At 35.0% G+C, this 12,029-nt stretch carries 15 protein-coding genes; 1 reads left to right on the top strand and 14 read right to left on the bottom strand.

All coding sequences use genetic code 11. The features are described 5' to 3' along the window. Positions 1 to 84 precede the first annotated feature (84 nt). The gene (locus CWR48_RS10305) at positions 85 to 627 is read left to right on the top strand and encodes an NADPH-dependent FMN reductase (RefSeq protein WP_115773159.1); all 543 of its coding nucleotides are present in this window, start codon (positions 85 to 87) and stop codon (positions 625 to 627) included. A gap of 308 nt (positions 628 to 935) precedes the next feature. On the opposite strand, the gene CWR48_RS10300 is transcribed toward CWR48_RS10305, so the two are convergent. The 14 genes from CWR48_RS10300 to sufC all read right to left on the bottom strand — a co-directional run bounded on the left by CWR48_RS10300 (position 936) and on the right by sufC (position 11,844). Continuing rightward, the gene (locus CWR48_RS10300; protein WP_115773158.1) at positions 936 to 1,718 is read right to left on the bottom strand and encodes a hypothetical protein; all 783 of its coding nucleotides are present in this window, start codon (positions 1,716 to 1,718) and stop codon (positions 936 to 938) included. A 643-nt stretch (positions 1,719 to 2,361) separates the two neighbouring features. Beyond that, positions 2,362 to 2,787 (bottom strand): hypothetical protein, encoded by a 426-nt coding sequence (locus tag CWR48_RS10295; RefSeq protein WP_115773157.1) that lies wholly within the window; start codon positions 2,785 to 2,787, stop codon positions 2,362 to 2,364. Next, complete coding sequence (locus CWR48_RS10290) at positions 2,774 to 2,992, bottom strand: helix-turn-helix transcriptional regulator (protein ID WP_115773156.1); 219 nt, start codon at positions 2,990 to 2,992, stop codon at positions 2,774 to 2,776. The genes CWR48_RS10295 and CWR48_RS10290 overlap by 14 nt, the downstream gene beginning before the upstream one ends. Before the next feature lie 648 nt (positions 2,993 to 3,640). Beyond that, complete coding sequence (locus CWR48_RS10285) at positions 3,641 to 3,841, bottom strand: DUF5412 family protein (RefSeq protein WP_115773155.1); 201 nt, start codon at positions 3,839 to 3,841, stop codon at positions 3,641 to 3,643. 39 nt (positions 3,842 to 3,880) lie between these two features. Further along, positions 3,881 to 4,099 (bottom strand): helix-turn-helix domain-containing protein, encoded by a 219-nt coding sequence (locus CWR48_RS10280; protein ID WP_115773154.1) that lies wholly within the window; start codon positions 4,097 to 4,099, stop codon positions 3,881 to 3,883. Positions 4,100 to 4,109: 10 nt separating this feature from the next. Continuing rightward, positions 4,110 to 4,586, bottom strand: coding sequence for a DUF2975 domain-containing protein (locus CWR48_RS10275; RefSeq protein WP_115773153.1), 477 nt, complete (start codon positions 4,584 to 4,586; stop codon positions 4,110 to 4,112). Between the two features lie 368 nt (positions 4,587 to 4,954). Beyond that, entirely contained in the window at positions 4,955 to 5,164 is a 210-nt protein-coding gene (locus tag CWR48_RS10270; RefSeq protein ID WP_115773152.1) for a hypothetical protein, read from the bottom strand. 123 nt (positions 5,165 to 5,287) lie between these two features. Then, positions 5,288 to 5,674 (bottom strand): hypothetical protein, encoded by a 387-nt coding sequence (locus CWR48_RS10265; RefSeq protein ID WP_245976780.1) that lies wholly within the window; start codon positions 5,672 to 5,674, stop codon positions 5,288 to 5,290. Positions 5,675 to 5,857: 183 nt separating this feature from the next. Next, positions 5,858 to 6,295, bottom strand: a complete 438-nt coding sequence (locus tag CWR48_RS10260) for a VOC family protein (protein WP_115773150.1) — start codon at positions 6,293 to 6,295, stop codon at positions 5,858 to 5,860. A 319-nt stretch (positions 6,296 to 6,614) separates the two neighbouring features. Then, positions 6,615 to 8,012 carry a Fe-S cluster assembly protein SufB gene (sufB, locus tag CWR48_RS10255; RefSeq protein WP_115773149.1) on the bottom strand — a complete coding sequence of 466 codons (1,398 nt, stop codon included), beginning with the start codon at positions 8,010 to 8,012 and terminating at the stop codon, positions 6,615 to 6,617. A gap of 68 nt (positions 8,013 to 8,080) precedes the next feature. Next, positions 8,081 to 8,515, bottom strand: a complete 435-nt coding sequence (gene sufU, locus CWR48_RS10250) for a Fe-S cluster assembly sulfur transfer protein SufU (protein ID WP_115773221.1) — start codon at positions 8,513 to 8,515, stop codon at positions 8,081 to 8,083. Continuing rightward, positions 8,502 to 9,725, bottom strand: a complete 1,224-nt coding sequence (locus tag CWR48_RS10245) for a cysteine desulfurase (RefSeq protein WP_115773148.1) — start codon at positions 9,723 to 9,725, stop codon at positions 8,502 to 8,504. Before CWR48_RS10245 ends, sufU begins: the two co-directional genes overlap by 14 nt. Beyond that, positions 9,725 to 11,035 (bottom strand): Fe-S cluster assembly protein SufD, encoded by a 1,311-nt coding sequence (gene sufD, locus CWR48_RS10240; RefSeq protein ID WP_115773147.1) that lies wholly within the window; start codon positions 11,033 to 11,035, stop codon positions 9,725 to 9,727. The genes CWR48_RS10245 and sufD overlap by 1 nt, the downstream gene beginning before the upstream one ends. A 17-nt stretch (positions 11,036 to 11,052) precedes the next feature. Beyond that, entirely contained in the window at positions 11,053 to 11,844 is a 792-nt protein-coding gene (gene sufC, locus CWR48_RS10235) for a Fe-S cluster assembly ATPase SufC (protein WP_115773146.1), read from the bottom strand. Positions 11,845 to 12,029 lie beyond the last annotated feature (185 nt).

Genomic DNA, 12,029 nt, shown 5'->3' with positions numbered 1-12,029 from the left:
TGAAAATATAAGAATCAAATGCTGAATTTGCTGGTAAATATATGCAATTCAACGTTAATAATAATAAATTGTGAGGTAGTAATAATGAAACTAGTTGGAATATCAGGAGCACTAGCTGGCGAGAAAACCGCACTAGCAGTTAACGATGTGTTAGTTGCGGCTCGGCGTCTTGATTCATCCATTAAGACAGAATTAATTGATTTACGAGAATATGACATCGAATTTTCTGTCGGCGCCCCCCTCGCACTTTATAATGATGACACGATATCTGTTGTTAAAAAAATCTTATCAGCAGATTTTTTAATCTTTGGCACGCCAATTTATCAAGCGTCTATTTCGGGGGCACTAAAAAATCTTTTAGATCTTCTGCCAGAAAATGCATTTAAATATAAAGTTACAGGTATAGTGGCAACTGGATGGTCGAACAAGCATTTTCTAGTGCCAGAGTATCAATTAAAGCCTGTCCTTTCTTATTTTAAAGGTTTAATTCCAACAGGCAATGTCTATATCCATAATGAATCCTTTAATGAAGATAGTGATGAAATTATAAATCAGGATATTGTTGATCGGATTGAAAAACTTGCTGAGGAAATGATTTATCTGCAGCGAGGAATTAATAATCGGTGATGACTTCTTATATTGTTTCTTTTGCGCAGTGGAAAAGGAACATTTATAGCAGGAAAGATAATTCTCCAAAAACCTTGATGCAAACACTTCTGCATCAAGGTTTTTAATTACTTACCCGATAGACCTTTGCATTTCAAACTTGATTAATTTACTCTGATAAATACATTTCTCATGTTCCTTATGTTTTCTATTTTCATTGCGTTAGCCTATCGATTATATGATATGCTAGAAATTTTTTTGTATTAAAGAAGACATGAAAACAATCGGGATAAGATTAAAGTCACATTATCTAGAGTGGCTGGGGTGATTTATAACTCAATAGCGATATCACCTGTGTTATAATCAGTAATTTCTATTTCAACTTTACTTGAGGTAGTTTCAATTTTATTTGATGACATATTCATAGAATCCAACGTTCCATCATTTAAATATTTTACTACAACACCAGCATCATTGATGAATAATGAAACTTTAGAGTCTATATACTTGAAACTTTCGTGGTATTCCAAAGTCATCTCCCAATAATCAATCATTTGTTCATTGTTTTGCTCTTTAGCGGTTGTCAATTGCTCTTTTGAATCACTAACTAATTCATTTGCAAGAGATTTTAGGTAATTATCGTTAAAAGTAAATTCGTACGTTGTTACACCATCTTCTTTTGTTACGTTAACGGATTCAATATCTTCCATACTTAATTCTAAGTCCATGAGCGAAGTAATATTTGATGAAAAAGCTTGCCCTTCAACTTTTTGCCATTCTGATTCTCCTGGGAATAATTGGTATTGAACGCCATCTTTTTGCATGACTTCTATTTCAGCACCATTTAGATACTTCATTTGCCAATCTAATTGATTGTTCTGGGCAACAAAAGTACCTTCTTCAAACAGGGCTTTTTCATCAGATTTGTCACCTTGTCCATACAGAACGATGTATCTTCCATTATCCAATTCGGATGTCCTAACAATTGCCTCTTCTACTGTTGTTATTTGTTCATCAGTTACATTTGTACCTTCGCTGTTGTTTGAACAAGCTGTTAGGAAAAACATAAAAATGATAAAAAAGGTTAAAATTGAAAACACTTTCATTTTCATAGAGGACCCCCCTAATTAATTGAATTTAATATCTCTTTTAATTATTCTACCATATTTACCTTGCCTTTTTTCAATTAAACTTCTTACAAGATATTTTTATGGCATTGGGTCTTAATTTTTATTATTGATACTTCTACAAAGAACAATTATTCTCCTCTTTCAATTGCATAATCTCATTTAATTAACTGCGACTTTAGCAAAACGACTGTCTTATTTGATAATCGCAGTAAATAATTAAATACTCAACTTCCGCACCCCAAAAAGCGTGATATTTTATTGGATTTTCAAGGAACCAAGGACTTTTTTACTACGAATCGCGACTGATTTGCATTGCTTTTTTCAAATAAGGAGGCATTTTTTCAAAAAAGATATCCAAAAATCTTTATATTTGATTATCTGTAATAAGCAACTCTTTTGATAAAGTCTCACATAGATGTTCTAACAATAATTGTAGTGCTTCTATTTCACCAAAAAGGATGTCTTTTTCTATATATTTTTATGTTTTTCTAGAAAAAAGATATAATAGGCTAATCACAATAAGAAAGAACCTACCAATCATCGCCGATATACTTTTCCAATAAAATAAAGTAGTGGCTTAGAAAGAGTTAAGCAGTTAAAAACTTCCTAACTCTCCCCCTATAACTTATTCCGTATCTTCATTTTTCTTCTTCCTCAATCGATAAAGATATAAAATAGGTGCTAATCCACAGACAAAAAAGATTCCAGGTATTAAAAGCACGTTGATTATATTAAATTCATCAATAAGAGGCAAGAGTATTGCAGAAGTTACACAAATGGACACTAATACAATTAAATGTATTTTTAGTCCTTTTTTCGGATCTTTCTTCTCGCCTTCGTGATCTACGCTAATATTCATAGATAAATAAGCAGTTACAATGGTAGTAATGATAAAAACGAACCATAAGGGGTTATCGGTCATTCCATTGATCCCTTTTGTCACAAAGTCATAACCTAAAATTGCGATGATTCCAAGTGTTTGAATAACATAGGCAATACGAATGTTTTTCAAGTTTTTCAGTTTGAGTCGTTCATCTTTAATTTTTTCCATTTCTCCACTCCTCCCTTTCTAACCAAAATAATTCATCTAATGTTTTGTTAACTGTATAGCAAATTTGGAGGCAAAGTTTTAACGACGGATTGTACTTACCTTTTTCAATTAAACTAATTGTCTGTCTTGTGACACCGACTTTATCAGCCAATTGTTGTTGGGTGAGGTCCATCGACACTCGAGCGATTTTTATTTTATTTTTCACAAAATCAACTCCTCCATAAATGTAACATATATATTACATTATATAGTATATGTTACATTTTGCAATATATAAATTACATTATGTGTGAAATAATGCTTTATTTTTTGCAACAGAAAAAGACCAACAAAATGAAATACAAATTGATGGTTACATAAAATTATAATGAAATTTTTGCGAAATCGTAAAGCTAAAATTAAGGCTAATTGATATACGCTTTAAATGCCTTTTTGGGTGCGAATTGATATAATTTTTGTTTGCACCTCTGAAGAGAACCCGTTAGATATTAACTATCTCCCTTTTTGCTTAAGTGGTGTTCTTTACAAACTTATTGTAAATCAAAACCCAGATGTTATACACTTTCCCCTCCTTCTTTAAGTAAAGTGCTATCGTTGAATAAGAAGCATTAGTTTTGATAACAAGTTTCATATTCATCTATCATTATCCAACTATCACAAGCTCGTCCACTTTCATCATAAATTTCCTATCCAATTATAATCTCTATACTTCTATCAGAATCTGGATATTCAGGACCTTCGTCATTTCTTATATAGATGGCGTTATCACCATTCCATCCCATAGAAAAGTTGCTTTTCCATCGCTATAATTAATAGTTTGCACTTCGCTATTTTCATTATTAGTGATTTCCACCTATATATTAGCCCCGCCAGTTGCACCACCCCAATGCTTAAAATAAGAATCAGCCGTATATATTCCATTTGGGGAATCTACAGGTCCTTTATAATATGTACCTTCACCAAGACTATCAAACGTAAAGAAATATTTTTTATATCCAATTACCAACAGAATTGCAATAATAATTAGTATGAGTGTTTTATATCTCTTTCTCAAATAATCACCCTCAAATATTCTAATAATAGTCTAATCTAGTTAGTCAGTATCTATGTCGCTCTTGTACTCTAGAATGTCACCAGGCTGACATTCCAAAGCTTTACAGATCGCCTCTAAAGTTGATATTCTAATAGCCTTCGCTTTTCCATTTTTCAATATGGAAATATTCGCCATTGTTATTCCAACCCTATTTGAAAGCTCCGTTACACTCATTTTCCTTTTCGCTAACATCACATCAATATTGATTACAATTGCCATTGTTTTCACCTCAGACCGTTAATTCATTTTCTAACTTTATATCTAAAGCATTTCTTAATAGTTTCTGAAGAACCCCAGCAAAGACTGAGATGACAGCTGATGCAAAAATAAGTATAATTCCGATAAGTGCTATCCCAGGATGCAAAGCATTTTGTGACATAAGAAATATCGTCCCTATTACATATAAGATACTGATAGTAATTGCACAGTACTTTATAAGTTTTAAAGATTTTACAGATGATTCTGAGAAGGCATCGTTATTATCAATGTAGTTTAAAAGTCTTACTGCCTGATACAGAGCGATAAAAAGCGGGATCGCAGTAACATACAAACCGATTAGAACGGGATACTGTAAATAAGCTAACTCTGGAAACATTTCTACCGTATAATTTGCCAACCAAGGCAGCAAAAAAACACACAAAGCAAGTACCGAAACCCTAATAAGAAAAACAGCTGTCTTTAAAAAGATCGTTGTTCCTCGTTTCATTAAAAAGCACCTCACTTATTTATTGATAATTTTATTTTATTACAAAATTTATCGTATTACAATAAAATATTACTATATTTCATTATATTATTGTTGTTATAGAAATATCCTTTTCATTTTGGTCAAAGATAAAAAGCATTCCAATGTAATGTAGGAATGCTTTATCACTTTAAACTACTCAATTAATATCATCTAAAACAAACCTGCATAATTAGCTAAAGATGCATCTGCGTAAGACGATCTACCTATTTTGTTAAGCACCAAACAGTGCAATTAAAAGTGGGTTCCATTATCTGATTTTTTTGAATTATTAAATAGAAAAAGTACTATCTAACCATAAAATAATCTATTAATAATCCTGCTATGATTTACAAAATGCCAATAAGAAAGTTTACCCTTTTTTCGTGTACCCCTGTTTTCTCAAGTATGTAAAATATAATTCCCAATGCCCCTAAGTATTGAATACTATTGAGAAAGTTATTCTCTTTGAAAATAAACATATCTGCATAAAATTGATGAATTCCTGAAACTAGTTCAAATATGAAAAGCATCATTGGTATTCTTAATTTCCACTTCATTTTTAACCACATTACCGTTTATCATATTTTTTATTATTCAACTCTTCTGTTGCATTAATAGAATATAGAGTACAATACATTATTTCAGTAATGCACCAGTTTATTGAATAACATCCAATTGATTTACCCTTCAACGATTGCGAGGTATTTCAAAGTTTCTTCATTAACTTCAACAAGTAAAATATCTTCTCTTTCTTTGGCTGAAAAAATCTTTGCACCAACAGGAAGTTTATTCGACATTTCATCATTAAAATCTGTATTAGCATCATTTCTTGTTACTATATCACCAATTTGAACGTCTTTTGTTAAAGACAATTCTTCAACCCAATCGATATTTGTTTTATAAATTACTCCATCATACTGGAAAATATCAGCATCAGGATTCAATTTAAGGACTTCTTCAGCATCGATACTATCAATTGTTACTGTGGTTGTTTCCCCTTCATTAGAACATCCACTAATCATTAATAACGCTGATGCAATCAGTACGTAAAATAACTTTTTAGTCAATGTAATATCCCCCATTATTTATAGTCGGAAATACTCTATCCTAAGTTTCTTCTTCCACTAACCTGTCATGTTAGCTAAAGATGGATTTCCTAGACGGGCTACTTGTTGTGTTAAAGCACCTGTTCGTTTGAGAAGAATTCTTTAAAGTTAGAGATCTAAATCATTTAAGGTCCCTTTCAATATTTATCTGATTTTCTCCGCCAACTCTAAAATAATTCCCTCTGGACCACGGACATAGCATAACTTATAACTTTCTTCATATTGCTGTATCTCACTAAAGATTTCCGTGCCCTTCCTTTTCAACTTTGAAACAATAGCTTCAATATCTTCAACAGCAAAACAAATATGTCGGATACCCAGCGTATTTGCAAAAGGTTGCTGAATATCTTTTTCATCTGACGGCGTATAAAATTTGACTAGCTCTATCCATACCTGACCATCTGGCATCCCCAATCCTACACATGCCGTTTTAACATCATTAAGCCCAACTATTTTGTCCAATTGTTCTCCATCCAATTCCCATTCCGCTTGCACTTCAAGTCCTAAATCAAGAAAGAACGCTTTAGCCTCTGAGAGATCATTTACGTTTATACTCACATGATCTATTCTATTGATTTTCATATCTCATACCTCCAATGCTCCTGTTATTTTCAATACCTGTGTTCGTGTAAGGATTGTTTGAAATGTAAGCGTCAAATACCGCATTATCCAAAATCAGGATAAGCGATTATTTGACGCTTACCTTAATTAAGTCCTTTTTCAACGAAACACCCCCTTAGGGAAACATATCCAAAGAGATAAAATGGATCCACTTTTTCATCAATGATAAGAATTTATTTCAATTTCGCATATTCTCCAAAGTTATTTACATAGCACAAACAAATAAAACCAAACTTAAAACCCTTGTCACAAACATTATTGTGACAAGGGTTTTAAGGTTTTATCCAATCGAACCTTCCATTTCGAATTTGATTAAGCGATTCATTTCAACCGCGTATTCCATTGGAAGTTCTTTTGTAAATGGCTCAATGAAGCCCATTACAATCATTTCCGTAGCTTCTTGTTCAGATAAGCCTCTGCTCATCAAGTAGAATAGTTGCTCTTCTGATACTTTAGAAACTTTCGCTTCATGCTCCAATGAAATATTATCATTGTAAATTTCATTATATGGAATCGTATCCGATGTTGATTCATTATCGAGAATAAGCGTATCACACTCAATATTCGAACGAGATCCATCTGCTTTACGTCCAAAATGTACTAGTCCACGATAGGAGACTTTTCCACCTTGCTTAGAGAAGGATTTAGAAACAATTGATGAAGATGTGTTTGGTGCTAAATGATACATTTTAGCACCTGCATCTTGCACTTGACCACGACCAGCAATCGCGATTGAGATTGTGTTTCCACGTGCACCCTCACCTCTTAAATGAATCGCAGGGTATTTCATCGTAAGTTTTGATCCAATGTTCCCATCAATCCATTCCATTGTTCCATTTGCGTCAACTACTGCTCGTTTTGTTACAAGGTTATATACGTTATTTGCCCAGTTTTGAATCGTTGTATAACGGCAATAGCCATCTTTCTTAACGACGATTTCTACAACTGCACTATGAAGTGAGTTTGTCGTATAAACTGGTGCCGTACATCCTTCAACATAGTGAACAGATGCACCTTCATCAACAATGATTAAGGTTCTCTCAAATTGTCCCATGTTCTCTGAGTTAATGCGGAAATACGCTTGAAGTGGTGACGTTGCTTTCACACCTTTTGGCACATAAATGAATGAACCGCCAGACCAAACAGCCGAGTTTAATGCTGAGAACTTATTATCTGAATACGGGATAACCGTTCCGAAATATTCTTTAACAAGTTCTTCGTGTTCTTGTAATGCTGTATCCGTATCCAAGAAGATAATACCCATTTCTTGAAGGTCTTCTTTAAGACTATGGTATACTACTTCCGATTCGTACTGTGCAGAGACACCGGCTAAATATTTTTGCTCTGCTTCAGGGATACCTAATTTATCAAATGTTTGCTTGATTTCATCTGGTACTTCATCCCATGTTTTTCCTTGCTTTTCGGATGGTTTTACATAATAGACGATTTCATCGAAGTCGAGTCCCGTAAGATCTCCACCCCATTGCGGCATTGGACGATCATAGAAATGCTTTAATGATTTCAAACGATAGTCCAACATCCACTGTGGTTCATTTTTCATTCTTGAAATTTCTTCTACTACTTTTTGGGTTAACCCTCTTTCCGTACGAAAAACGGAAACATCACGATCATGGAACCCATATTGATATTCTTCTATTTCTGGTGCATTCTTCGCCATTGATAAAACCTCCCTTAGGTATTTACATTAGAAGAAAACAGCGATTCCTTTCTTCCAATTATCTTACCCTATTCCTCACGAACGCCTTTTTCCATTGCTTTCCATGCCAAAGTTGCGCATTTAATTCGTGCTGGAAACTTTGATACGCCCTGCAAAGCTTCGATATCACCGAAGTCTAATTCATCTGTATTTAGCTCTTTACCAAGCATCATGTCAGAGAATTGATGTGACATTTCGAGTGCTTCACTTATTTTTTTTCCTTTTACTGCTTGCGTCATCATTGATGCAGATGACATGCTGATTGAGCAGCCTTCCCCGTCATACTTCGCATCCTTCACAATGCCATCTTCCACCTGCAATTGCAATTGAATCCGGTCACCACAGGTAGGATTATTCATGTCAACTGTTACTGCATCACCAGCAACAATCCCACGATTTCTAGGATTTTTATAATGATCCATGATTACGGTTCGATAAAGCTGATCAAGGTTATTTAAAGACATTCCCAAAATACTCCTTCGTTTTCAAGAGTCCTGCAACTAGATGGTCGATTTCTTCTTCCGTATTGTATAAATAAAAACTTGCTCTCGCTGTTGCCGTTACATTTAACCACTTCATTAATGGTTGTGCACAATGATGCCCCGCACGTACCGCAATTCCTTCTGCATCGAGGACAGTTGCTGTGTCATGTGGATGGACATCATCTAAATTAAAGGTTACAAGTGCACCGCGATCCTGTGGTCCGTAGATACTTACACCATCAAGTTCACTTAATCGCTCCATTGCATAGTGTGCTAGTTTCTTGTCATGTGCTAGTATATTATCCATACCAACTTCATTTAAAAAGTCAATGGCAGCTCCAAGACCAATTGCCCCTGCAATAACCGGTGTGCCCGCTTCAAACTTCCACGGTAATTCCTTCCAGGTTGAATCATATAAATTAACGAAATCAATCATTTCGCCACCAAATTCTACTGGTTCCATTTCTTCTAACAGTTCTCTTTTTCCATATAATACGCCAATTCCTGTTGGTCCGCACATTTTATGCCCAGAAAATGCATAGAAATCACAGTTCAGATCCTGTACATCTACGGTCATATGCGGAGCACCCTGCGCACCATCAACTAAAATAACGGCACCTTTCGCATGCGCAATTTCCGCAATTTGCTTGATCGGATTGATCGTTCCTAAAACATTTGACATATGGGTAATGGCAACGACCTTCGTGTTCTTCGTAATCGTCTCCCTCACATCGTCAAGTGAAATCGTTCCATCCTCTTGGAGTGGAATATATTTCAACGTTGCTCCTGTCGCTTTGGCCGCTTGCTGCCAGGGTATTATATTACTATGATGCTCCATTGGCGTAATGACAATTTCATCGCCCGCAACTAAATTTGCTCTTGCGTAGCCATATGCTACGGTATTAATCGATGTGGTTGTACCACGGGTAAAAATCACTTCAGCCGCACTACTTGCATTAATAAATTGGCGAACTTTTTCCCGTGCACCCTCATATTTATCGGTAGCTCTTGTCCCTAGTGTATGAACACCACGATGGACATTTGAATTATCTTGGCGGTAATAATCATTAACCGCCTCGATCACTTGAATTGGCTTTTGCGATGTTGCTGAGGAATCAAGGTATACTAATGGATGTCCATTCACTTCCTGGTCTAAAATAGGGAACATTTGACGAATGGCGTTAATATCCATTAGTTTACTTTCCTTTCAATTACCTGTTTCAACTGATTCTTAACAGATTCAATTGGTAATTGATCGACAACAGGTGCCAGGAAGCCGTGAATAATCAAACGTTCTGCTTCTTCAGTCGTTAAGCCACGACTCATCAGATAGTACATTTGTAATGGATCAACACGACCAACAGATGCTGCGTGACCTGCCGTTACATCGTCCTCATCAATTAATAGAATTGGATTTGCATCCCCACGTGCATCTGGGCTAAGCATCAATACGCGTGATTCTTGTTCCGAATTTGCCTTCGTACCACCATGCTCGATTTTACCAATTGCATTAAAGATCATCGTTGCACTTTCCTTCATTACACCGCGTTGTAAAATAAATCCGTCTGTAGCTTTACCATGCTGATCAATGCTTGCTGTAAAGTTTTGGATTTGTTTCCCACGACCAACGGATACAGCATTTGCTTTTGATGTAGAACCATCGCCGATTAGATGTGTAATATTTTCCGATACAGTATTACCATCATTCATTTGTCCGAGTGCCCAATCAATGGTAGCATTTCGATATGCTATTCCGCGACGGTTCACATAGGAAGTCGTTCCTGCAGCAAAATTATCGACAGCACCAAAGGAGATAGTAGCATTATCTAATGCAAACACTTCTGTAATAATATTTGCTACTGTTTCTTGTTCATCGTTATTAGAAATGTAGTTTTCTACATACGTTAATTTACTATTTTCATCAGCAACTACAATAACATGGTTCACAAGTGCTAATTCAGGGTCTTCCTGCCAGAAAATCACTTGAAGCGGGTCTGCAATTTCTACATTCTTCGGAACATATAAGAATGCACCGCCATTGAATAATGCTGCATGTAGTGCCGTTAATTTATTTTGATCTACTGACACTGCATCTTTCATAAAATATTTTTCAACTAACTCGCTATGGTTTTGTAATGCAGTAAAAATGTCAGTGAAGATAACACCTTTTTCTTGTAATTCTTTACTCAATGTTGCATATGCAACAGAATGATTCCGTTGAATTAACAAGTTTGCTGGGACATTTTCTTCATCAAAATATTCTTGAATTTCTTGCGGTAAGTCTTCAATCGATGTAATTGCGAAGCCAGTTGTATATTCATGTTTAAAATTACTGAAATTCCATCTTGTAATCTTTGTTTTATCCGGCTTCGGCATTTCTAATACTTCTGCTTGTTCAAGCGCTTGAAAACGCAAGACTCGCATCCATTCTGGTTCATTTCTATCCTTAGAAAATTGCTCGATATATTCTTTATCATAAGGTAGCTTCGTTTCAACAGTCATATTACCCCTCCTAACATTTACGCATTTTGTTCTACAGATTCTTCCGTGTCTTCGATCCCTAGTTCTGCTTTAATCCATTCATATCCTTCATCTTCTAAGCGTTTTGCTAATTCAGGGCCACCTGATTTCACAACACGACCTTGCATCATTACGTGAACATAATCTGGTGTAATGTAATTTAGTAAGCGTTGGTAATGTGTAATCATTAAGCAACCAAAGCTCTCACTACGCATTTTGTTAATCCCTTTTGAGACAATTTTAAGTGCATCAATATCTAATCCTGAATCAATTTCATCAAGGATTGCTATGTTTGGTTTAATTTGTAGTAATTGAAGAATCTCATTTCGTTTCTTTTCTCCACCAGAGAAACCTTCGTTTAAGTAGCGTGTTGCCATGTTTTGATCGATTTCTAGAAGATCTAAATCATTATCCAATTCTTTAATAAATTTCATTAACGGAATTCCGTCTCCCTCTTCACGTCTTGCATTGATTGCTGAACGTAAGAAGTCAGATGTTGTCACACCACTAATTTCACTTGGGTATTGCATTGCAAGGAAAAGGCCTGCACGTGCACGTTCATCTACTTCCATTTCCAATACATCTTCACCATCAAGTGTAATGCTGCCTTCTGTTACTTCGTATTTTGGATGACCCATAATTGCTGAAGCTAATGTTGATTTACCAGTTCCATTTGGTCCCATGACGGCGTGAAATTCTCCACCCTTTATTGTAAGGTTTACACCCTTTAATATCTCTTTATCCTCAATCGACACATGAAGATTCTTAATTTCTAACACTGATCCTGCCATTATAAAACCTCCAAATACTAATATATTTTATCAAATGGATTTGAGATCCATTATCAATCTATTCTCATTATAATCTTATAGCAAATCAAATTAATTATCAACATATTTACAATTAACGTCAAATAAAGGATTCCCTAGTATTTATCCTGTATTTCGCTATTATTTCTTCTTATATATACCCCAAT

The organism is Oceanobacillus arenosus (assembly GCF_003369575.1).
Classification (GTDB): Bacteria; Bacillota; Bacilli; order Bacillales; family Amphibacillaceae; genus Oceanobacillus; species Oceanobacillus arenosus.
This window is presented reverse-complemented; position numbering and strand designations above follow the sequence as displayed.

What these genes read in the sequence shown, in the direction of transcription:
- sufD (WP_115773147.1), bottom strand. Translation starts at nt 11,035, where the DNA reads ATGACTGTTGAAACGAAGCTACCTTATGATAAAGAATATATCGAGCAA.
- CWR48_RS10295 (WP_115773157.1), bottom strand. Translation starts at nt 2,787, where the DNA reads ATGGAAAAAATTAAAGATGAACGACTCAAACTGAAAAACTTGAAAAAC.
- CWR48_RS10280 (WP_115773154.1), bottom strand. Translation starts at nt 4,099, where the DNA reads ATGGCAATTGTAATCAATATTGATGTGATGTTAGCGAAAAGGAAAATG.
- sufB (WP_115773149.1), bottom strand. Translation starts at nt 8,012, where the DNA reads ATGGCGAAGAATGCACCAGAAATAGAAGAATATCAATATGGGTTCCAT.
- CWR48_RS10245 (WP_115773148.1), bottom strand. Translation starts at nt 9,725, where the DNA reads ATGGATATTAACGCCATTCGTCAAATGTTCCCTATTTTAGACCAGGAA.
- CWR48_RS10275 (WP_115773153.1), bottom strand. Translation starts at nt 4,586, where the DNA reads ATGAAACGAGGAACAACGATCTTTTTAAAGACAGCTGTTTTTCTTATT.
- sufC (WP_115773146.1), bottom strand. Translation starts at nt 11,844, where the DNA reads ATGGCAGGATCAGTGTTAGAAATTAAGAATCTTCATGTGTCGATTGAG.
- CWR48_RS10300 (WP_115773158.1), bottom strand. Translation starts at nt 1,718, where the DNA reads ATGAAAATGAAAGTGTTTTCAATTTTAACCTTTTTTATCATTTTTATG.
- CWR48_RS10270 (WP_115773152.1), bottom strand. Translation starts at nt 5,164, where the DNA reads ATGAAGTGGAAATTAAGAATACCAATGATGCTTTTCATATTTGAACTA.
- CWR48_RS10260 (WP_115773150.1), bottom strand. Translation starts at nt 6,295, where the DNA reads ATGAAAATCAATAGAATAGATCATGTGAGTATAAACGTAAATGATCTC.
- sufU (WP_115773221.1), bottom strand. Translation starts at nt 8,515, where the DNA reads ATGTCTTTAAATAACCTTGATCAGCTTTATCGAACCGTAATCATGGAT.
- CWR48_RS10305 (WP_115773159.1), top strand. Translation starts at nt 85, where the DNA reads ATGAAACTAGTTGGAATATCAGGAGCACTAGCTGGCGAGAAAACCGCA.